Raw genomic sequence first — 21,784 nt, forward strand, 5'->3', positions numbered from 1 at the left:
TTCAGTTTCCCCCGTCCAGCGGCTTGCGCAACACCGCGTAGACCACCTGGTAAGTAGCCGGCAAGCCTTGTGGCTGGCGGAATTGCTCGTATGCCTGCAACAACCCGGTCATGCGCGCACGGCCGGTAAGGCCGCCGGGGCGGCCCGGGTTGAGGTTGTGGGCGCCCAGGGCCTTGAGCTCATGGGTCAGCCCACGCACATCAGGGTAGTACAACACATGGGGAACCTGTTCCAGACTTATAACCTGCAGGCCGCTGGCGCCGCACAATTGCTGGTAATCCTCGAAACGGCGGAAGCGGTTGACGTGAACCATGCCGTCCACGGCCTGCCAGCTGTCGCGCAGCTCGCCCAGGGTGCCCACGCACAGGCTGGCGAACGCCATCACCCCGCCAGGCTGCAGGCTACGCCGGGCTTCACCCAGCACGGCGGCGAAATCGCTGCACCACTGCACGGCCAGGCTGGAGAACAGCATGTCGACGCTGGCACTCGCCAGCGGCAGGCGCTCGGCGTCGCCGACTACATAGGCCTGGGCACCGCCCAAGGGGCGGGCGTGCTGCAGCATGCCCTCGGCAATGTCCACCGCCACGCCATAGGCGTCGGCATAGGTGCCGGCCAGGGCGCGGCTGAAATAGCCGGTGCCGCTGCCCAGGTCCACCCAGCGCCGCGGTTGCAGGCCTTCGGGCAGCCGTTCGAGCAGAGCGTTGCCGACGTTGCGCTGCAGTTCGGCAACGCTGTCGTAGCTGGCTGCGGCGCGGGAGAAGGACGCCGCCACCTGACGCTTGTCCGGCAAGGCGCCGGGCAACGGTGGCGTGGAGAGATCAGTCATCGGGGGACTCGTGCAGAAAGGCCTGGATGGCAGCCGCCAGTTCGTGGGGGTCTTCCAGGGGGAAAGCGTGGCTGGCCGCTTCAATGAGGCCAACTTCAATATCCGGCAGCAGCGCCAGCACGTCGCCGGCCACTTCGGCCGGTACCAGCGCGTCGTGGCCGCCGTACAGGTGCAGCTGCGGCCCGGCGTAGACTTGCAGGGCGGCGCGAATGTCCAGCTGGGCCAGCAGCTCCAGGCCGTGCAACAGGTGCGCGGGCAGGGTTGCCGGCGCGCCGGCGGCCAGCAGCTTCGACAGGCTGCGCGGGTCGTCCGCCGCGCCTTGGGCGCACAGCAGGCTGAAGCGCTTCAAGGTGCTCTGCGGGTTGCCGCTGCAACCGGCCAGGAAGGCGTCGAAGGTCTGCGCCGGCATGGCGTTCGGCCACTCGGCGCGGGCCACGAAGCAAGGGTTGCTGGCCAGGGTCACCAGGCCGCAGCAACGGTCGCCACGGCGGGCGGCCAGTTCGGCGGCGAGCATGCCCCCCAGCGACCAGCCACCCAGCCAGCAATCCTGCGGCACGCTGGCATCCAGGGCGTCGAGCCAGGCCGCCAGGTCACTGCTGCCCGGCTCGGGCAAAGGTTCGATGTGCACGTGCAAGTGCTCATCCAACCCCTGCAACGCAGCCACTAACGGTTGCAAGGGCGCCGGGCCCATGCCCCAGCCCGGCAACAGAATCAGGCGATCACGCATCGCACGGCTCCAGCAACGGATAACAATCAGCCAGTGCATTCAACAATAGCTGCACCTGGGCTTCGCTGTGGGCCGCCGACAGGGTCACGCGCAGGCGCGCGCTACCCGCCGGCACGGTGGGCGGGCGGATGGCGCTGACCATGATGCCGCGCTCGCGCAGCAGCTGCGACAGGCGCACGGCCCGGCCGGCGTCGCCGATCAGGATCGGCTGGATGGGCGTGAAGCTGTCCATCAGTTGCAGGCCGATCTGCTCGGCGCCCTGGCGGAACTGGCGAATCAGGCTGGCCAGGTGCTCGCGGCGCCAGTGCTCGGTGCGCAGCAGTTCCAGGCTCTTGAGCGTGGCGCAGGCCAGCGCCGGCGGCTGGCTGGTGGTGTAGATGTAGGGCCGGGCAAACTGCACCAGCGCCTCGATCAGGTCATCGCTGCCGGCCACGAAAGCGCCGGCGGTGCCGAACGCCTTGCCGAGGGTGCCGACCAGCACGGGGACATCTTCAAGGCCCAGGCCGAAGTGCTCGACGATACCGGCACCATGGGCACCCAGCGGGCCGAAGCCGTGGGCGTCGTCCACCATCAGCCAGGCGCCCTTGGCCCGGGCAGCCTTGGCCAGGGCCGGCAGGTCGGCGATGTCGCCGTCCATGCTGAACACGCCATCGGTGACCACCAGGGTATTGCCGGTGGCTTTTTCCAGGCGATTGGCCAGGCTGGCGGGGTCGTTGTGCAGGTAACGGTTGAAGCGCGCGCCGCTGAGCAGGCCGGCGTCCAGCAGCGAGGCATGGTTGAGGCGGTCCTGCAGCACCGTGTCGCCCTGCCCCACCAGCGCGGTCACCGCGCCGAGGTTGGCCATGTAGCCGGTGGAGAACAGCAGCGCCCGCGGGCGCCCGGTCAGTTCGGCCAGGGCCAGCTCCAGCTCGTGGTGCGGGCCGCTGTGGCCAATCACCAGGTGCGAGGCACCACCGCCCACGCCCCAGCGCTCGGCGCCAGCGCGCCAGGCGGCAATCACCTCGGGGTGATTGGCCAGGCCCAGGTAGTCATTGTTGCAGAAGGCCAGCAGCGGCTGGCCGTCCACCACCACTTGCGGGCCCTGGGGGCTCTCAAGCAGTGGCCGCTGGCGGTACAGGTCGGCGGCGCGGCGCTCGGCCAGCCGCGCGCTGAGGTCGAAGGCCACCGGCGCTTACGCCGACGCGGCGTCGTAGAACAGCTCGCCGCTCTTCTGCTCTACCAGGGCCTGCTCGATGGCGGCCTGGTGAACTTCGTCGGCGTGCTCTTCGCGGGCTTCGGGCTGGATGCCCAGGCGCGCGAACAGCGCCATGTCCTTGTCGGCCTGCGGGTTGGCGGTGGTCAGCAGCTTGTCGCCGTAGAAGATCGAGTTGGCACCGGCGAAGAACGCCAGGGCCTGCATCTGTTCGTTCATGGCTTCGCGGCCGGCGGACAGGCGCACGTGGGACTGCGGCATCAGGATGCGCGCCACGGCCAGCATGCGGATGAAGTCGAACGGGTCGACGTCCTCGGCATTTTCCAGCGGCGTGCCGGCCACTTTCACCAGCATGTTGATAGGCACAGACTCCGGGTGCTCCGGCAGGTTGGCCAGCTGGATCAGCAGGCCGGCGCGGTCGTCCAGCGACTCGCCCATGCCCAGGATGCCACCCGAGCAGATCTTCATGCCGGCGTCACGCACGTAGGCCAACGTCTGCAGGCGCTCGCTGTAGGTGCGGGTGGTGATGATGCTGCCGTAGAACTCGGGCGAGGTGTCGAGGTTGTGGTTGTAGTAGTCCAGGCCAGCCTCGGCCAGGGCTGCGGTCTGCTCCTTGTCCAGCTTGCCCAGGGTCATGCAGGTTTCCAGGCCCATGGCCTTGACGCCCGCGACCATCTTCAGCACGTAGGGCATGTCCTTGGCCGACGGGTGTTTCCACGCCGCGCCCATGCAGAAACGCGTGGAGCCGATGGCCTTGGCCCGCGCGGCCTCCTCCAGCACCTTCTGCACTTCCATCAGCTTTTCTTTTTCCAGGCCGGTGTTGTAGTGGCCGGACTGTGGGCAGTACTTGCAGTCTTCGGGGCAGGCGCCGGTCTTGATCGACAGCAGGGTCGAGACCTGCACGCGGTTGGCGTCGAAATGCGCCCGGTGCACGGTCTGGGCCTGGAACAGCAGGTCGTTGAAAGGCTGGGTGAACAAGGCCTTGACCTCGGCCAGGGACCAGTCGTGACGAAGCGTTGCAGTTGTGCTGGCGCTCATGGGCGATTCCTTGGTTATGCTTGGGCTGGCGACCGGGGTAAGGGATATATCCACAGGCGCCACACGGATAATGGGCATATTTAAGGAAGACGCATGGACTGTCAACCGGGTCACGGAAGGCTGGTTTACAAGTGGTTAAATAACAACCAACAGTGTTTGTTGTGCGACGAGCACGCCGATCAGTCCTACCCCCTCTGCAGTGCCTGCGAAGCCGAGCTGCCGTGGCTGGACGAGCGCTGCCTGTGCTGCGCCCTGCCGCTGCCGATCAACGGCATGCTGTGCGGCCAGTGCGCGCGCCGGGCGCCGCCGTTCAACCAGGTGGAGGTGCCCTTCCACTACGGGTTTCCGCTGGACAGCCTGATCAGCCGCTTCAAGCACCAGGCGCGCTGGCCGCTGGGGCGCCTGCTCGGGCACCTGCTGGGGCAGTGGCTGCTGGCCCGTTTCGACGATGGCCTGCCCCGCCCGGACCTGCTGCTGCCCGTGCCCATGGGCCGCAAGCGCCTGCGCCAGCGCGGCTTCAACCAGGCGGCAATGCTGGCGCGCTGGCTGGGGCCGCAGTTGGGCCTGGCGGTGGACGAGCACATGCTCTTGCGGCCCCATGAAACCCTTGCCCAGCAGGACCTGGACGCCCGCCAACGGCAGCGCAACCTGTTGCAGGCCTTCACCCTGGTGCCGCGCGCGCGGGTGCAAGGCCGCCACCTGGCGCTGGTGGATGACGTGATGACCACCGGCGCCACGGCCCGCGCCCTGGCGCAACTGCTGCTGCGCGCCGGCGCCGCGCGGGTGGATGTGTATTGCCTGGCGCGCACGCCGAAACCGGGCGCGGCTTGACTTGCCTGGCGTCGGGGTTCAACGTCGTGGGCTCAATAAAACCGACACAGCGCCACTACCGCCATGCCTTTGCCCAGCCTGCTGACCCAACACATCGCCCGCCGCCCGCAGCGCATCACCCTGCTGCAGCACATTGCCGAACAGGGTTCGATCACCCGCGCAGCCAAGGCCGCGGGGCTCAGCTACAAGGGCGCCTGGGACGCCATCGACGAGCTCAACAACCTGGCCCACACGCCATTGGTGGAGCGCGCCGTGGGCGGCAAGGGCGGTGGTGGCGCGCGCCTGTCCAAGGAAGGCGAGCGGGTGCTGCGCCTGTACCAGCGCCTGCAGGCGCTGCAGGCCCAGGTGCTGGAAGTGGCCGAGGACGTCAGCGACCTCGACCTGCTCAGCCGCCTGATGCTGCGCACCAGCGCACGCAACCAGCTGCAAGGCCGGGTGTGCGCCGTCACCCCGCAGGGCCGCAACGACCTGGTGGAACTGGACCTGGGCGCGGGCCTGAAACTGAGCGCGCAGATTACCCACGAGAGCACCGAGACCCTGGAGCTGGCCGATGGCGTGCAGGTTTTGGCGCTGATCAAGGCCGGCTGGCTGCGCCTGCACGACGCCGTAGGGCCTGCACCTGTGGGCGACAACGGCTTGGTAGGCCGGGTGGAGCAGATCATCGACGACCCCGAGGGGCCGACCGAGGTGCGCGTGGGGTTGGCCAACGGGCAGACGTTGTGTGCGCTGGAGAATGCGGCGCGGGTCGAGGAGTTGGGGTTGGTGGAAGGCAAGGATGTGTTGGTGGCGTTTGCGCCGACGTTTGTGTTGTTGGGTACGCCGCTTTAGAGCGCGTAGCGGCGGGACGCGGCCTGCGGCCGCTGCTACAGGGGATACGCCGTCATTATGTTGCGGGGTGTGTACTGCAACATCCCTGTCACACCCCCTGCCTAGCGTGATCCCCCTAACCGCAGGGAGCCTGATCATGCACCTCTTACAAGACCAAGAACCCACCGACCTTGAACGCCTGACCGGCCTCACCCGCCGCCACTTCCTCGGCGCCGGCGCCCTGGGCGGCGCGGCGCTGTTCCTGGGCGGCAGCCTGCTGGCGCGCAGCGTCAACGCCGCCACGGGCAGCGGCACCTTGCTGGGCTTCGACGGCATCGCCGCCGCCACCGCCGACAACATCAGCCTGCCCCCTGGCTACCAGGCCCAGGTGCTGATCAGCTGGGGCCAGCCGCTGCACGCCGACGGCCCGGCCTTCGACCCCAGCGGCCACGGCAGCGCGGCCCATCAGGAACTGCAGTTCGGCGACAACAACGACGGCATGAGCCTGTTCCCGTTCAAGGACCAGCCCGACCGCGCCCTGCTGGCCATCAACAACGAATACACCAACTACCGCTACCTCTACGCCCACGGCGGCCGCCCGCAGTCGGCCGAAGAAGTGCGCAAGGCCCTGGCCAGCGAAGGCGTGTCGGTGATCGAGGTGCAGCGCCAGGGCGGCCAGTGGCGCTTCGTCCAGGGCTCGCCCTACAACCGCCGTATCCACGGCAACTCGCCCATCGCCTTCAGTGGCCCGGCCGCCGGCCACTCGCTGCTGCAGACCGCCGCCGACCCGCAAGGCCTGAAGGTGCTGGGCACCTTCCAGAACTGCGCCAACGGCAAGACGCCCTGGGGCACCTACCTCACCTGCGAGGAAAACTTCAGCGACTGCTTCGGCAGCAGCGCAGCCACGCCCAGCTTCGACGCCGCGCAAAAGCGCTATGGCCTGAGTGCCGCCAGCAAGGAAGTCGACTGGCACCCCCACGACCCGCGCTTCGACGTGGCGCACACCCCCAACGAATTCAACCGCCACGGCTGGATCGTCGAGATCGACCCGTTCGACCCGGCCTCCACCCCCATCAAGCGCACCGCCCTGGGCCGTTTCAAGCACGAGAACGCCGCCCTGGCGCAAACCCGTGACGGCCGCGCCGTGGTGTACATGGGCGACGACGAACGCGGCGAGTTCATCTACAAGTTCGTCAGCCGCGACCGGGTGGACAGCGGCCAGCGCGACCTGCTCGACCACGGCACCCTGTACGTAGCGCGCTTCGACGCCGGCAGCCAGCACAAGGGCCAGGGCCAGTGGCTGGAGCTGAGCCACGGCCAGCACGGCCTGGACGCCGGCAACGGCTTTGCCAGCCAGGCCGAGGTGCTGATCCACGCGCGCCTGGCCGCCAGCCAACGCCAGGCCACGCGCATGGACCGCCCCGAATGGATAGTGGTGAGCCCGCGCGACGGCCAGGTCTACTGCACCCTCACCAACAACAGCAAGCGCGGCGAAGACGGCCAGCCGGTGGGCGGTCCCAACCCGCGGGCGAAGAACATCTACGGGCAGATCCTGCGCTGGCGCGAACAGGGCGACGACCATGGCGCCATGGCCTTCGAATGGGACCTGTTCGCCGTGGCCGGCAACCCCACGGTCCACGCCGGCAAGCCCGAGGGTGGCTCCGCCAACATCAATGCCATGAACATGTTCAACAGCCCCGACGGCCTGGGCTTCGACGACGCCGGCCGGCTGTGGATACTCACCGACGGCGACACCAGCAACAGCGGCGACTTCGCCGGCATGGGCAACAACCAGATGCTCTGCGCCGACCCGCACAGCGGCGAGATCCGCCGCTTCATGGTCGGCCCGGTAGGCTGCGAGGTTACCGGCATCAGCTTCGCGCCCGACCAGCGCAGCCTGTTCGTGGGCATCCAGCACCCCGGCGAGAACGGCGGCTCGACCTTCCCCGAGCACCTGCCCGGCGGCAAGCCGCGCTCGTCGGTGATGGTCATCAGCCGCATCGACGGCGGTGTGATCGGCGCCTGACCCCACGCCGCGTCTGGTACGATAGCCTGCCGGACGCGGCCACCTGCCGCACGCAGGAGTCAGCATGTCCCACCCGTTTGAAACCCTCACCCCCGACCTGGTGCTCGATGCCGTCGAAAGCATCGGCTTCCTCAGCGACGCCCGCGTGCTGGCGCTCAACAGCTACGAGAACCGTGTGTACCAGGTGGGCATCGAGGACGGCCAGCCGCTGATCGCCAAGTTCTACCGCCCGGACCGCTGGACCGACGCCGCCATCCTCGAAGAACACAGCTTCACCGCCGAACTGGCCGACTGCGAAGTGCCGGTGGTGGCGCCGATGATCCACGAAGGCAAGACCCTGTTCGAACACCAGGGCTTCCGCTTCACCCTGTTCCCCCGCCGTGGCGGCCGCGCGCCCGAGCCCGGCAACCTCGACCAGCTGTACCGCCTGGGCCAACTGCTGGGCCGCCTGCATGCCGTGGGCGCCACCCGGCCGTTCGAGCACCGCGAGGCGCTGGGGGTGAAGAACTTCGGCCAGGACTCGCTGGACACCCTGCTGGAGGGCAACTTCGTACCGCGCAGCCTGCTGCCCGCTTACGAGTCGGTGGCCCGCGACCTGCTCAAGCGCGTCGAGCAGATCTACCGCGACACCCCGCACCAGAACATCCGCATGCACGGCGACTGCCACCCCGGCAACATGATGTGCCGCGACGAGATGTTCCACATCGTCGACCTCGACGACTGCCGCATGGGCCCTACCGTGCAGGACCTGTGGATGATGCTGGCCGGCGACCGCCAGGAATGCCTGGGCCAACTGTCGGAACTGATGGACGGCTACAGCGAATTCCACGACTTCGACCCGCGCGAACTGGCGCTGATCGAGCCGCTGCGCGCCCTGCGCCTGATGCACTACAGTGCCTGGCTGGCGCGCCGCTGGGATGACCCGGCGTTCCCGCGCAGCTTCCCCTGGTTCGGCACCGAACGCTATTGGGGCGACCAGGTGCTGGCCCTGCGCGAGCAACTGGCGGCGCTCAACGAAGAGCCGCTGAAACTGTTCTGAAACCAATAATCAGCAACACCGTGACCACTGCCTGGAACAACAAGGACGCTACATGCAAGCCGCCAACCCGCGCCGCGGGTACCTGCTGGGCCTGACCGCCTACACCTGCTGGGGACTGTTTCCGCTCTACTTCAAGGCGATCGAGAGCGTCCCCGCCCTGGAAATCATTGTCAGCCGCGTGCTCTGGTCGGCGCTGTTCGGCTCCCTGCTGCTGGCCGCCTGGAAGCACCCCGGCTGGTGGCGCGAGCTGCGCGACAACCCACGCCGGCTGGCTATCCTGGCCGGCAGTGGCGCGCTGATCGCGGCCAACTGGCTGATCTACGTGTGGGCAGTGAACAATGGGCGCATGGTGGAGGCCAGCCTGGGCTACTACATCAACCCGCTGGTGAACGTGGTGCTGGGCATGCTGTTGCTGGGCGAGCGGCTGCGGCGCCTGCAGTGGCTGGCCGTGGGCCTGGCCGCGGTGGGCGTGGCGCAGCAGGTGTGGCTGGTGGGCAGCCTGCCCTGGGTATCGCTGGCGCTGGCACTGAGCTTCGGCTTCTATGGCCTGATCCGCAAGCAGGCGCCAGTGGCCGCGCTGCCAGGCCTGGTGGTGGAAACCTGGCTGCTGGTGCCCCTGGCACTCGGCTGGCTGGCGTTCAACCCCGGCGTACCCAGCGCCCAGCCAGACTTCTGGTTGACCACCGACGGCCTCTGGCTGCTGGCCGCCGGGCCGATCACCCTGGTGCCGCTGGTCAGCTTCAACGCCGCCGCGCGCCATCTGCCCTACACCACCCTGGGCTTCCTGCAATACCTGGCGCCGACCCTGGTGCTGTTGCTGGCGGTGTTCAAATACCATGAACCGCTGGGCGCCAACGCGCTGGTCGCTTTCGGTTTCATCTGGGCCGGCCTGATCCTGTACAGCATCGATGCGGTGGTGAATCTGCGTCGCAAAGCCTGATCAAAAAACGCTCAAACCTCTGCAGGCCACGGTTCTCGTGGCCTGCAACGGATTACCCCAAGGTTATCCACAGCACGATCCCCGCCGTTTGTGCACAAGCCCCTGAAATTGCTCATTTTTTGCTCATTCAGCTAGGAAGCCCGGCCCGCGTGCGTCTGCGCGGTGTTCCCCCAGCTTATCCACAGGCAGGTGCAAGATAAACATGAACAACTTTCACGGCTCGGTGCGCAGCACCAGCTCCACCATCAAATCATCAGCCAAGGCTTCGAGGCGCTGCTGCAACTGCTCCACCGCCAGGGTCAGCGGCAGGCCCAGCACCGCTTCGGCGTGAAACAGCGGCTCGCTGCTCATGGGCGCCGGGCGCACGTCGGTCACCAGCCGCTCGACGTTGACGCCCTGCTCGGCGAGCAGGTGGGTGATGTCACGAACGATGCCGGGGCGGTCGTTGCCCACCAGTTCCATGGCAATGGGCTTCCAGGTGCAGCTCTGCTCGATACCGGTCTCGGCGATCAGTACGCGGATGCCCTTGGCCGCTAGCGCCTGCAGGGCCGCCAGCAGCTCTTCATGGCTTTCAGCCGGCACCGCCACCCGCAGGATCCCGGCGAACTGCCCGGCCAGGCGCGACATGCGGCTTTCCAGCCAGTTGCCGTTGTGGTCCGCCACGCATTGGGCTATCCGTTCGACCTGCCCGGGCTTGTCCGGGGCAAAAACCGTCAATACTAAGTGCTCCACGCTGGCACCCTCTTGTTGTGGTCGGTTGAGTATAGGCAACCCGCAACAGCGCCTGTCTTCAAACCGGCGTCGTCTGCATCGCGGCCAAGGCCGGCTCCTACGCGGTCGTGGTAGGAGCCGGCCTTGGCCGCGATGCAGACGCCGCGATCGACGGGCAACAGAATGAAAGGTGTGTACTGTTTCCAGATTTATCTGGAACAATTGCCTTAAGTTTTGAGAACATACGATTCGCAGTGTGACCGGTAGTCCAAAAACGGTCGCGGATCGACGTATTTAGTCTGATTTTCACAACCGCAAATCATCATGTAGTATGCCGCAGCGCGGACTACATAATGACAATCGATGTCTGCCGAAGGCGCCTGTGAAAATACGTGAAGCCTCTGGCACGCGCTTGAGGGTCTGCCCAGCCGCCCGTCAGGGCACGTTCTGGCAGCGTATTTAGAGAAGCGCTACAGGCTTTAATACAAGAGCTGAATAGCTGAGCAGAGTGAGGCAAGCAATGACTGAACACGTTCAAGTCGGTGGCCTTCAGGTCGCCAAAGTCCTGTTCGACTTCGTGAACAACGAAGCCATTCCCGGAACCGGCCTTGCGGCCGAGCAGTTCTGGGCCGGGGCGGAAAAGATCATCAACGACCTCGCTCCGAAGAACAAAGCGCTACTGGCCAAACGTGACGACCTGCAAGCCCGCATCGACGGCTGGCACCAGGCACGCCAGGGCCAGGCTCATGACGCTGCGGCTTACAAGGCCTTCCTGCAGGAAATCGGTTATCTGCTGCCAGAAGCGGCGGACTTCCAGGCCTCGACGCAAAACGTCGACGAAGAAATTGCCCACATGGCCGGCCCGCAACTGGTGGTGCCGGTGATGAACGCCCGCTTTGCCCTCAACGCCTCCAACGCCCGCTGGGGCTCGCTGTACGACGCGCTGTACGGCACCGACGCCATCAGCGAGGAAGGCGGCGCCGAGAAAGGCAAGGGTTACAACAAGGTCCGTGGCGACAAGGTCATCGCCTTCGCCCGCGCCTTCCTCGATGAAGCCACGCCCCTGGCCGCCGGCTCCCACGTGGATTCCACCGGCTACAAGGTCGTCGACGGCAAGCTGGTGGTCAGCCTCAAGGGTGGCAGCAACAGCGGCCTGCGCGACGACGCCCAGCTGGTCGGCTACCAGGGCGATGCCAACGCCCCGACCGCCGTGCTGCTGAAGAACAACGGCCTGCACTTCGAGATCCAGATCGACGCCCAGAGCCCCATCGGCCAGACCGACGCCGCTGGCGTCAAGGACCTGCTGATGGAAGCGGCCCTGACCACCATCATGGACTGCGAAGACTCCGTCGCGGCCGTGGACGCCGACGACAAGGTGGTGATTTACCGCAACTGGCTGGGCCTGATGAAGGGCGACCTGGCCGAGGAAGTGTCCAAGGGCGGCAGCACCTTCACCCGCACCATGAACCCGGACCGCCACTACACCGCCCCCAACGGCGGCGAGGTGAAGCTGCACGGTCGTTCGCTGCTGTTCGTGCGCAACGTTGGCCACCTGATGACCATCGACGCCATCCTCGACGCCCAGGGCAACGAGGTGCCGGAAGGCATTCTCGATGGCCTGGTCACCAGCCTGGGCGCGATCCACAGCCTGAACGGCAGCAGTACCCGCAAGAACAGCCGCACCGGTTCGGTATACATCGTCAAGCCGAAGATGCACGGCCCTGAAGAAGCCGCGTTCACCAACGAGCTGTTCGGCCGCATCGAAGAGGTGCTGGGCCTGGCGCGCAACACCCTCAAGGTCGGCATCATGGACGAGGAACGCCGTACCACGGTGAACCTCAAGGCCTGTATCAAGGCTGCCAGCGAACGCGTGGTGTTTATCAACACCGGCTTCCTGGACCGCACCGGCGACGAGATCCACACCTCCATGGAAGCCGGCGCGGTAGTGCGCAAGGCTGCCATGAAGGCGGAAAAATGGATCGGTGCCTACGAGAACTCCAACGTCGACATCGGCCTGAAGACCGGCCTGCAAGGCCGCGCGCAGATCGGCAAGGGCATGTGGGCCATGCCTGACCTGATGGCCGCCATGCTCGAACAGAAGATCGCCCACCCGCTGGCCGGTGCCAACACCGCCTGGGTGCCGTCGCCGACCGCCGCCGCGCTGCACGCGCTGCACTACCACAAGGTCGACGTGTTCGCCCGCCAGGCCGAACTGGCCAAGCGCACCCCGGCATCGGTGGACGACATCCTCACCATCCCGTTGGCGCAGAACACCAACTGGTCGGCCGAGGAAATCCAGAACGAGCTGGACAACAACAGCCAGGGCATCCTCGGCTACGTGGTGCGCTGGATCGACCAGGGCGTGGGTTGCTCGAAGGTGCCGGACATCCATGACGTGGGCCTGATGGAAGACCGCGCCACACTGCGCATCTCCAGCCAGCTGCTGGCCAACTGGCTGCGCCATGGCATTGCCAGCGAAGCGCAGATCCTCGAAAGCCTGAAGCGCATGGCACCGGTGGTTGACCGCCAGAACGCCAACGACCCGCTGTACCGCCCGCTGGCCCCGGACTTCGACAGCAACATCGCCTTCCAGGCGGCGGTGGAGCTGGTGATTGAAGGTGCCAAGCAACCGAACGGCTACACCGAGCCAGTGCTGCACCGCAAACGCCGCGAGTTCAAGGCCCGCAACGGGCTGTAAGCCGAAACCCGCCTGACGGCAGCGCTACACTGTAGCCGCTGCCGCAGGCTGCGCTGGCCCTGCGCCTCACTGGAAATCTCCAGCGTACAAACCGGCCAGCGCAGCCTCCGGCAGCGGCTACGGTTTTACTCCAGGCCCAATTCCTTTTTCGCCAGCGCCACCAGATGCTGGGTATCAATAGGCTTGAGCAGGAAATCCACCACGCTCAAGTGCATGGCCGCAATCGCATCCTTCACCCCCGCATCCCCCGACATGATGATGATCGGCATCGCCGCGCGATCGGATTCGCGCACCTTGCGGATCAGGTCCAGGCCGGTATGGGGCGACATGCGCAGGTCGGTGACCAGCAGGCCGATGGCCTTGTTCGAGGCGAGCAATTGCAACGCTTCGGTGGCGCTGCCCGCGGTCAGGCAGGCAATGCCCTGCAGGCCAAGGATCTCGGCCAGCAGCTCTCGCGAAACCTGGTCATCGTCGACGATCAAAGCCTGCTGCGGCGGCAAATCCGGCACCTGCATCACAGCACTCAGCGCCTCGCGCTCGGCATCGCTCAAAATATCGTGATCGGACATATGCCTCTCATCATAGGGAAAACCAGGTGCGTCACCTGGTTGAGACCGCAGACGAGTGGCATTACCTGTGCACTTCGTCGGGTCGTCACGTGAAGATCAGCATGATGTCGAGGAAACCCGCGCAGTTGAAGCATTTTTTTTAGACTTACGTCCAATGGGATCCCCAGCCCATCAGGCCGACCATGTTGAACGATAAGAACAATGCGGTCATGGACATGAGTAAACCGGACGCCTATGCCCTCGCGGGCAGGACAGCAGTGCAGCAGAACATTCAGGGAACCCTGCAATTCCTGCAGCGCTACGCGCCTTTCAACCAGCTGGACCAGGCCCACCTGGCCTACCTGGTGGAGCAGTGCCAGCTACGTTTCTACGCCGCCGGCGAGAGCATCATCAAGCCCGCCGACGGGCCGGTGGAACACTTCTACATCGTCAAGCAGGGGCAAGTGGTGGGCGAACGCCCGCACACCTCGAAACGCGGCACCGAGACCACCTTCGAAATCGCCACCGGCGAGTGCTTCCCCCTGGCGGCCCTGCTGGGCGAGCGGGCCACCCGCACCGAGCACCTGGCGGCCCAGGACACCTTCTGCCTGCAACTGCCCAAGGCGGCGTTCATCAAGCTGTTCGCCCTGTCGGCGCCGTTTCGCGACTTCGCCCTGCGCGGGGTCAGCAGCCTGCTCGACCAGTTCAACCTGCAGGTGCAACGCCGCGCCGCGGAAACCCTGGGCACGCAGTATTCGCTCAACACCCGCCTGGGCGAGCTGGCCATGCGTCACCCGGTGACCTGCGACGCCCAGACCCCGCTGCGCCAGGCCGTGGCGCTGATGCACGAACAACAGGTGGGCAGCATCGTCATCGTCGACGAGCGCCGTTATCCACAGGGCATTTTCACCCTGCGCGACCTGCGCCAGGTGGTGGCCGACGTCGATGCCGACTTCACCCAGCCCATCGGCCGGCACATGATCGCCGCGCCCTTTTACCTGAGCCCCGATGCCAGCGCGTTCGACGCCGCCATGGCCATGACCGAGCGGCACATCGCCCACGTGTGCCTGGTGCGTGACGGCCGCCTGTGCGGCGTGGTCAGCGAGCGCGACCTGTTCTCCCTGCAGCGCGTGGACCTGGTGCACCTGGCGCGCACCATCCGCAACGCCGGGCGGCTGGAGCAACTGGTGAGCCTGCGCGGCGACATCAGCCAGCTGGTGGAACGCATGCTCGCCCACGGCGCCTCGTCCACGCAGATCACCCAGATCATCACCCTGCTCAACGACCACACCGTGTGCCGGGTGATCGAACTGGTGCTACAGGACAAGGGCGACCCCGGCGTGCCGTTCAGCTGGCTGTGCTTCGGCAGCGAAGGCCGCCAGGAGCAGACGCTGTTCACCGACCAGGACAACGGCATCCTGTTCGAGGCCCGCGATGCGGCCCACGCCGCCGAAATCCGCGGCAAGCTGCTGCCCATCGCCCACCAGGTCAACCTCAACCTGGCGCAGTGCGGCTTCGCCCTGTGCCAGGGCAACATCATGGCCGGCAACCCCGAGCTGTGCCTGTCGCGCAGCGAATGGGCGCGGCGCTTCGCCGCCTTCGTGCGCGAGGCCACGCCGGAGAACCTGCTGGGCTCCAGCATCTATTTCGACCTGCGGGTGGTGTGGGGTGATGAACAGGGCTGCGCGCAACTGCGCCGCCAGGTCCTTGATCAGGTGGGCGACAACCGCCTGTTCCAGCGCATGCTGGCCGAGAACGCCCTGCGCCAGCGCCCGCCGGTGGGGCGCTTCCGCGAATTCGTGCTCAGCCGCAAAGGCAGCGACAAAGCCGGCACCCTGGACCTCAAGGCCCAGGGCCTGAACCCCTTCGTCGACGGCGCGCGGCTGCTGGCCCTGGCCAACAACATCGAAGCCACCAACACCCTGCAGCGCCTGCGCCAGCTGGTGGCCCGGGAAGTCATCGACAAGCTCGACGGCGCTGCCTACGAAGAGGCCTACCACTTCATCCAGCAGACGCGCATGCAGCAGCACCAGCGCCAGACCCGCGACAACCAGGCCTGGTCCAACCGCATCGACCCTGACAGCCTCAACGACCTCGACCGGCGCATCCTGCGTGAATCCCTGCGCCAGGCCCAACGCCTGCAGGCCAGCCTGACGCTGAGGCACCAGCTATGAGCCTGTTTGCCTGGCTGCGCCCGGCCGCGCCCAGCCTCAACCCGGCGCAGCAGCTGGCGCTGCAGCGCTTGAGCGCCCCCGCTGTATTGGGGGATTGCAGCCTGCGCCAGCAACGCTGGGTGGTGCTGGACCTGGAGACCACCGGGCTCAACGTCAACCGCGACCTGCTGCTGTCCATCGGCGCAGTGGTGATCGAGGACGGCGCCATCGACCTGTCCCAGCAGTTCGAATGCACCTTGCAGCGCCCCGGCCACAAGCCCGGCCCCAGCGTGCTGCTGCACGGCCTGGGCCCCGACGCCATCGCCGCCGGCTGCGCCCCTGCCGATGGCCTGCTGGACTTCATGGACTTCGTCGGCGACAGCCCGGTGCTGGCCTTCCACGCCCCGTTCGACCAGCGCATGCTCGGCCGCGCGCTCAAGGACACCCTGGGCTACAAGCTGCAGCACAGCTTCATCGACGTCGCCGAACTGGCGCCGCGGCTCAACCCCCAGACCGTGCTGCGCGAAGCCTCGCTGGACGACTGGATCGCCCAGTTCGGCCTGCAGGTGGACGAGCGCCACAACGCCAGCGCCGACGCCTTCGTCACCGCGCAACTGGTGCTGATCCTGCTCAGCCAGGCCCGGCGCCTGGGCCTGGACAGCCCGGCGCTGCTGATGGGGCGCCTGGCCCAATGGCGCCGGCGCCAGGCCATGCCTGGCCTGTAGGACACCTGTGGGAGCTGGCTTGCCAGCGAGCTTTTCAGCGGCACCAAGAGCTCGCTGGCAAGCCAGCTCCCACACATACCTACCGACGAACGCCAATTGCACAACGACATCATCCCTGACACAATCGCGAATAATTCTCGTTAGTTTGAACACTTGCATTCGGGGAACGTCTTGTCGTCAGCCCATAGCCCTCATGGTGAGCTGGTCGGTGCGCTTTATCGCGACCACCGTGGTTGGCTATTGGCCTGGCTGCGACGCAATATCGCCTGCAGCCAGCGCGCCGAAGACCTCAGCCAGGACACCTTCGTGCGCCTGCTGGGCCGCGAGCAGCTCAGCGCGCCCCGTGAGCCGCGGGCGTTCCTGGCGGCCATCGCCAAGGGCCTGCTGTTCGACCACTTCCGGCGTGCCGCGCTGGAGCAGGCCTACCTGGCCGAGCTGGCGCTGGTGCCCGAAGCCGAACAGCCCTCCCCCGAACAGCAACAGCTGATCCTCGAAGACCTGCAGGCCATCGACCAGATGCTCGCCAAACTGTCGAGCAAGGCGCGCACCGCCTTCCTGCTCAACCGCCTGGAGGGCCTGGGCCACGCCGAAATCGCCGAACGCCTGGGCGTGTCGGTGCCGCGGGTACGCCAGTACCTGGCCCAGGGCATTCGCCAGTGCTACATCGCCTTGTACGGGGAGCCGACATGAGCCGCACCGGCCCGGTCTCGGCGCGGGTGCTGGACGCCGCCATCCAGTGGCAGCTGTCGCTGGAGCCCGGCAACCCGGCGCAGCAGGCCGAGTTCGCCCGCTGGCACGCTGCCGACGAAGAACACGCCCGCGCCTGGCAACAGCTGGGCATGCTCGACCAGCGCCTGCGCGTGGCCCCGGCTGCGGGCCGCAAGGCCCTGCTCAGCAGCGCCGGCAGCGCCCGCCAGCGCGTGCGCAAGCTGGGCAGTGGCCTGGCCAGCGTGGTGCTGGTGCTGGGCCTGGGCACCTTCGGCCTCAAGCAATGGCTGCCGCTGGGCTACTGGCTGGCCGACGCGCGCACCGCCACCGGCGAGCAGCGCACCCTGACCCTGGCCGACGGCACCCAGGTGGAGCTCAACACCCACAGCGCCATCGACGTGCGTTTCGACCAGCAGCAGCGCCTGATCGTGCTGCGCGAAGGCGAGATCCTGGTGCAGACCGGCCACCCGGCCGGCGAGCAGCGGCCCTTCATCGTCGAAACCCGCGACGGCCGCCTGCGCGCCCTGGGCACGCGCTTCCTGGTGCGCCGCGAAGACCAGGGCACGCGCCTGGGGGTGCTGAAGTCCGCCGTGGCCGTGCATGCCCAGGCGCTGCCCGGCGAGATGGTCCTGCACGAAGGCCAGCAGATGCTGGTGCAGCGCGATGCGCTCGGTGAAGCCGTGGCCCTGCGGCCCGGCGCCGATGCCTGGACGCGCGGCATGCTGGTGGTGGACAACGCGCGCCTGGGCGACCTGGCCCACGAACTGTCGCGCTACCGCCCAGGCTTCCTGGAAGTGAGCCCGAACGTGGCCGACCTGCGCATTACCGGCAGCTTCCCGCTGAACGACACCGACCTGGCCCTGCGCGCCCTGCTGCCGACCCTGCCGATCCAGATCCAGCAGCACACCCGCTGGTGGGTCAGCCTGGAAGCGCGGCCAGAGACACCGCCGAAGATCTAAATCTAAATTATTTTCGATCAGCCCTATCACTTTTGCGATTTCGTCCGGCACAGAGGCAATTGAGAAATATTCCCTGTCAGGAGTGCCGCATGTCCCGCCCGTTCCCCTCCCTGCTGCGACCCAGCCTCATGGCCGTCGCCATTGCCCTCGCCGTACCGCTGAGCAGCACGGCGCTGCAAGCCGCCGAGCAGGCCAGCCAGCTGCGCAGCTACAACCTGCCAGCCGCGCCGCTGGCCAGCACGCTGAACCAGATCGCCAGCGGTGCCGGCCTGGTGCTGGCCATCGAGCCGGGGCTGGTGGCGGGCAAGACCAGCGCGCCAGTGAACGGGCAATTCGATGCCGCCGGCGCGCTGCGCCAGGCCCTGGCCGGGACCGGCCTGCAACTGGTGCAGACCAGCGCTGGCACTTTTACGTTGATCGCAGCCCCAGAAGGGACACTGGCGCTGCCTGACACCAACGTGAACGCGGCCAGCGACTCCGAAAGCGCCTGGGGCCCAGCCACAGGCTACCTGGCCACCCGCACTGCGGCAGGGACCAAGACCGACACCGCGCTGGTGGAAGCACCGCGCTCGATTTCCGTGGCCACCCGCCAGCAGATGGAAGACCGCGGCGTGCAGACCCTGGAAGACGCCGTGAAATACATGCCCGGCATCGTCTCGGCCAGCTACGGCAGTGACACCCGCTACGACTGGCTGCGCGTGCGCGGCTTCGAACCGACCCAGTTCCTGGATGGGTTGCCGCTGCCGAAGGGTGCCTACGCCACTGCAAAAATCGAAACCTGGGACCTGGACCGCATCGCCCTGCTGCGAGGGCCTGCTTCGTCGCTGTACGGCCAAACCCCGCCCGGCGGGCTGCTTGACATGGTCAGCCGCCGCCCCAGCGATGTAACCAGTCATGAAATTTCCCTGGAGTATGGCAGCGACAACTGGCGCCAGATCGACTTCGCCAGCACCGGCAAGATCGACGATGAAGGCAAGTTCCTCTATGGCGTCAGCGGCGTGATCCGCGACAGCGGCACGCAGATCGATCACATCGACAACAAGCGCTACAACATCGCCCCCAGCCTGACCTGGAACATCGACCCGGACACCAAGCTGACCTTCCTCAGCCAGTTCACCCGTGACGATACCGGCGCCACCAGCCAGTTCCTGCCGATCCAGGGCACCAAGATCAGCTCGCCGTTGGGCGAGATTTCCCACCACAAGAACCTGGGCGATCCCAACTACGATTACTACGACCGCACCTACTATTCGCTGGGCTATGCGTTCGAGCACCGCTTCAACGACGTCTGGCAGTTCCACCAGAACCTGCGTTACTCCAAGACTGACCTGGAGTTCCAGACCATTACCGTGGGTTCCTATCCTTACACCCTGGTCGATGCAGACGGCAACGTAGGGCGGATGTCGACGAACGTCGACGAGGACATCAGCCAGTTCGCCGTGGACAGCAATTTCCAGGCTGACTTCGCCACGGGCGACATCAGCCACACCGTGCTGATCGGCACCGACCTGCAGCACATCAACAACAATTACCTGTCGATCTACGGCTTCAACGTGCCGTCGACCAACGTGCTCAACCCGGTGTACACCGACACCATCACCCGCCCTGCTCGCTCGACGGCCTACTACGACTACGACCAGAAAACCACCCAGACCGGCGTCTACGTGCAAGACCAGATGGCCCTGGACAAGTGGCGCTTCACCCTGGGCGGCCGCGAGGATTGGGTGCACACCGGCACCAAGTTCCACAACGACGGCAATGCCACCAACACCGAGCGTGACAGCAATTTCAGCCTGAACTCGGCGGTCAGCTATGTGTTCGATTCCGGCGTGGTCCCGTACCTGTCGTACGCCGAGTCGTTCCAGCCAACCACTGGCGCCGACATGACCGCGGTGAGTTCGCTGAAACCCACCCAGGGTAAGCAATGGGAGCTTGGCATCAAGTATCAGCCTCCAGGTTCCAAGACCCTGCTGACCGCTGCCGTGTATGACCTGACGCAAAAAAATGTCACCGTTACCAGCAACGTGGGCGGCGTGTCGGTGACCGGCCAGACCGGTGAAGTCAAGGTCAAGGGCCTGGAGCTCGAAGCCACCAGCGACCTGACCGACAACCTCAAGCTGATTGCTTCCTACACCCTGGCGAAATCCGAGGTGCAGAACGGCGTCAACAAGGGCAACCGCCTGCCCCTGATGCCCAACCAGCAAGCTTCGCTGTGGGCCGACTACACCTGGCACCAGGGCCTGCTCGAAGGCTTCGGCATCGGCGGCGGCGCGCGCTACACCGGCAACACCTACGGCGACCAGGCCAACACCTGGCTGGGCAAGGCCGACGCCTACACCGTGTTCGACGCTTCTGCCCACTACGACCTGGGCGTGCTGTCGGGCTCGCTGAAGGGCGCGTCCCTGGGCCTGACCGCCAAGAACGTGTTCAACAAGGACTACATCAGCACCTGCGACAGTTACTATTGCTACTACGGCGACCAGCGCAGCGTGGTCGCCAGCGCCACCTACAAGTGGTAATGGCCTGACGCACCACACAAGCCGCCCCCCGGGGCGGCTTTGTCTTTCCGGACGCCTGTGAAATGAAAAGTAAAACAATTCGTCGCTGGTCCTTCGTGCACACCTGGTCCAGCCTCATCTGCACGCTGTTTCTGTTGCTGCTGGCCATCACCGGCCTGCCGCTGGTGTTCCATCACGAGATGGAAGCCCTGCTCGGCGACGCCCCGCATTACCGCGAGTTGCCGGCGGACACGCCCAAGCTCGACCTGCAACAACTGGTCGAGGCGGCCCTGGCCCACCGCCCTGGCGAGGTGGTGCAGTACTTCGGCTGGGACGAAGACCATCCCGAAGGCATGTTCGCCATCACCGCGGCCACGCCCGGCACCGAGCCCAATTCGTCGCACACCTTCAGCCTCGACACCCGCACCGGCGAGGTGGTGGAAACCCCGGCGGCCAATGGCGGCTTCATGATGGTCATGCTGCGCCTGCACGTGGACATGTACGCCGGGCTGCCGGGCAAGCTGCTGCTGGCGTTCATGGGCCTGCTGTTTGTGCTGGCCATCGTCTCCGGGGTGGTGCTGTATGCGCCGTTCATGGGCCGCCTGAAGTTTGCCAGCGTGCGCCGCGAACGCTCGCGCCGGGTGCGCTGGCTGGACCTGCACAACCTGATCGGCATCGTCACCCTGACCTGGGCGCTGGTGGTGGGCGTGACCGGCGTGGTCAACGCCTGCGCCGACCTGCTGATCGCCGCCTGGCGCAGCGACACGCTGAGTGCCATGGTCGCGCCCTATCACGACGCCCCGCCGCTGACCCAACTGGCCCCCGCCTCGCGCCTGCTGGCCATTGCCGAAGCCGCGGCGCCGGGCATGCAAGCCGATTTCATCGCCTTCCCCGGCACGCTGTTCTCCAGCGCGCACCACTACGCGGTGTTCATGAAAGGCGCCACGCACCTGACCTCGCACCTGCTCACCCCGGTGCTGATCGACGCCAGCACCCTGGCCGTCACTGCCGTGGGCGAGCGGCCCTGGTACATGAACGCCCTGGGCCTGTCGCAGCCGCTGCATTACGGCGACTATGGCGGCCGGCCGATGCAGATCCTCTGGGCAGTGCTGGACGTGCTGACCATCGTGGTGCTGGGCAGCGGCCTTTACCTGTGGTGGGTACGCCGCAAGGTGAAAGCATGAGCCGCCGGCCGTCGCGGTTCTGGGCGACCTGGGGCATGCCGCTGCTGATCGCCGTGCTGGGCGGCGCCGGGCTGTTCGCGGCGTTGCTGGGGGACGGCGCCTGGGACGTGCTGTCGTGGATCGGCCTGGGCCTGCCGGCGGTGATCGGCGTGCATGCCTTGCGCCGGTAACGTG

Annotated in this window: 19 protein-coding genes; 13 read left to right on the forward strand and 6 right to left on the reverse strand. The window is 66.5% G+C overall.

Annotated elements, in window-relative coordinates:
- Nucleotide 1: 1 nt before the first annotated feature.
- Genes bioC through bioB form a run of 4 tightly spaced genes read right to left on the reverse strand, consistent with a single transcriptional unit; the run spans nucleotide 2 to nucleotide 3,783 of the window.
- Entirely contained in the window at nucleotides 2–826 is an 825-nt protein-coding gene (gene bioC / locus RAM80_RS14770) for a malonyl-ACP O-methyltransferase BioC (RefSeq protein WP_416427215.1), read from the reverse strand.
- Nucleotides 819–1,553 carry an alpha/beta fold hydrolase gene (locus RAM80_RS14775; RefSeq protein ID WP_416427216.1) on the reverse strand — a complete coding sequence of 245 codons (735 nt, stop codon included), beginning with the start codon at nucleotides 1,551–1,553 and terminating at the stop codon, nucleotides 819–821. The genes bioC and RAM80_RS14775 overlap by 8 nt, the downstream gene beginning before the upstream one ends.
- Nucleotides 1,546–2,718 carry an 8-amino-7-oxononanoate synthase gene (gene bioF, locus RAM80_RS14780; RefSeq protein ID WP_416427217.1) on the reverse strand — a complete coding sequence of 391 codons (1,173 nt, stop codon included), beginning with the start codon at nucleotides 2,716–2,718 and terminating at the stop codon, nucleotides 1,546–1,548. The genes RAM80_RS14775 and bioF overlap by 8 nt, the downstream gene beginning before the upstream one ends.
- A gap of 6 nt (nucleotides 2,719–2,724) precedes the next feature.
- Nucleotides 2,725–3,783, reverse strand: coding sequence for a biotin synthase BioB (gene bioB, locus RAM80_RS14785; protein WP_416427218.1), 1,059 nt, complete (start codon nucleotides 3,781–3,783; stop codon nucleotides 2,725–2,727).
- Nucleotides 3,784–3,876: 93 nt separating this feature from the next.
- On the opposite strand from bioB, the gene RAM80_RS14790 reads away from it, so the two are divergent.
- The 5 genes from RAM80_RS14790 to rarD all read left to right on the forward strand — a co-directional run bounded on the left by RAM80_RS14790 (nucleotide 3,877) and on the right by rarD (nucleotide 9,426).
- Nucleotides 3,877–4,614, forward strand: coding sequence for a ComF family protein (locus tag RAM80_RS14790; RefSeq protein WP_416427219.1), 738 nt, complete (start codon nucleotides 3,877–3,879; stop codon nucleotides 4,612–4,614).
- A 63-nt stretch (nucleotides 4,615–4,677) separates the two neighbouring features.
- Nucleotides 4,678–5,442, forward strand: a complete 765-nt coding sequence (locus RAM80_RS14795; protein ID WP_416427220.1) for a TOBE domain-containing protein — start codon at nucleotides 4,678–4,680, stop codon at nucleotides 5,440–5,442.
- Between the two features lie 136 nt (nucleotides 5,443–5,578).
- Nucleotides 5,579–7,447 carry a PhoX family protein gene (locus RAM80_RS14800; RefSeq protein ID WP_416427221.1) on the forward strand — a complete coding sequence of 623 codons (1,869 nt, stop codon included), beginning with the start codon at nucleotides 5,579–5,581 and terminating at the stop codon, nucleotides 7,445–7,447.
- A gap of 64 nt (nucleotides 7,448–7,511) precedes the next feature.
- Entirely contained in the window at nucleotides 7,512–8,486 is a 975-nt protein-coding gene (locus RAM80_RS14805; protein WP_416427222.1) for a serine/threonine protein kinase, read from the forward strand.
- 52 nt (nucleotides 8,487–8,538) lie between these two features.
- Nucleotides 8,539–9,426, forward strand: a complete 888-nt coding sequence (gene rarD, locus RAM80_RS14810; protein WP_416427223.1) for an EamA family transporter RarD — start codon at nucleotides 8,539–8,541, stop codon at nucleotides 9,424–9,426.
- Nucleotides 9,427–9,639: 213 nt separating this feature from the next.
- Here rarD and RAM80_RS14815 read toward each other — a convergent pair whose 3' ends face one another.
- Nucleotides 9,640–10,158, reverse strand: a complete 519-nt coding sequence (locus RAM80_RS14815) for a glycine cleavage system protein R (RefSeq protein WP_416427224.1) — start codon at nucleotides 10,156–10,158, stop codon at nucleotides 9,640–9,642.
- A 499-nt stretch (nucleotides 10,159–10,657) separates the two neighbouring features.
- Here RAM80_RS14815 and RAM80_RS14820 point away from each other — a divergent pair, with 499 nt between their 5' ends.
- Nucleotides 10,658–12,835: a malate synthase G gene (locus RAM80_RS14820; RefSeq protein WP_416427225.1), complete on the forward strand. Its 2,178-nt coding sequence runs from the start codon at nucleotides 10,658–10,660 to the stop codon at nucleotides 12,833–12,835.
- A 125-nt stretch (nucleotides 12,836–12,960) separates the two neighbouring features.
- On the opposite strand, the gene RAM80_RS14825 is transcribed toward RAM80_RS14820, so the two are convergent.
- Complete coding sequence (locus RAM80_RS14825) at nucleotides 12,961–13,404, reverse strand: response regulator (protein WP_416427226.1); 444 nt, start codon at nucleotides 13,402–13,404, stop codon at nucleotides 12,961–12,963.
- Nucleotides 13,405–13,619: 215 nt separating this feature from the next.
- Here RAM80_RS14825 and RAM80_RS14830 point away from each other — a divergent pair, with 215 nt between their 5' ends.
- From RAM80_RS14830 to RAM80_RS14860, 7 genes are all read left to right on the forward strand, one after another.
- Complete coding sequence (locus RAM80_RS14830) at nucleotides 13,620–15,557, forward strand: putative nucleotidyltransferase substrate binding domain-containing protein (RefSeq protein WP_416427227.1); 1,938 nt, start codon at nucleotides 13,620–13,622, stop codon at nucleotides 15,555–15,557.
- Complete coding sequence (locus RAM80_RS14835; protein ID WP_416427228.1) at nucleotides 15,554–16,261, forward strand: PolC-type DNA polymerase III; 708 nt, start codon at nucleotides 15,554–15,556, stop codon at nucleotides 16,259–16,261. Before RAM80_RS14830 ends, RAM80_RS14835 begins: the two co-directional genes overlap by 4 nt.
- Before the next feature lie 171 nt (nucleotides 16,262–16,432).
- Complete coding sequence (locus RAM80_RS14840; RefSeq protein WP_416427229.1) at nucleotides 16,433–16,951, forward strand: RNA polymerase sigma factor; 519 nt, start codon at nucleotides 16,433–16,435, stop codon at nucleotides 16,949–16,951.
- Nucleotides 16,948–17,928, forward strand: a complete 981-nt coding sequence (locus tag RAM80_RS14845; RefSeq protein ID WP_416427230.1) for a FecR domain-containing protein — start codon at nucleotides 16,948–16,950, stop codon at nucleotides 17,926–17,928. The genes RAM80_RS14840 and RAM80_RS14845 overlap by 4 nt, the downstream gene beginning before the upstream one ends.
- Before the next feature lie 89 nt (nucleotides 17,929–18,017).
- On the forward strand, nucleotides 18,018–20,447 hold the full coding sequence (locus RAM80_RS14850; protein WP_416427231.1) for a TonB-dependent siderophore receptor: 2,430 nt from the start codon (nucleotides 18,018–18,020) through the stop codon (nucleotides 20,445–20,447).
- 62 nt (nucleotides 20,448–20,509) lie between these two features.
- Nucleotides 20,510–21,610: a PepSY-associated TM helix domain-containing protein gene (locus RAM80_RS14855; protein WP_416427232.1), complete on the forward strand. Its 1,101-nt coding sequence runs from the start codon at nucleotides 20,510–20,512 to the stop codon at nucleotides 21,608–21,610.
- Entirely contained in the window at nucleotides 21,607–21,780 is a 174-nt protein-coding gene (locus tag RAM80_RS14860; protein WP_416427233.1) for a hypothetical protein, read from the forward strand. The genes RAM80_RS14855 and RAM80_RS14860 overlap by 4 nt, the downstream gene beginning before the upstream one ends.
- Nucleotides 21,781–21,784 lie beyond the last annotated feature (4 nt).

The organism is Pseudomonas sp. App30, from assembly GCF_047947025.1.
GTDB lineage: Bacteria > Pseudomonadota > Gammaproteobacteria > Pseudomonadales > Pseudomonadaceae > Aquipseudomonas.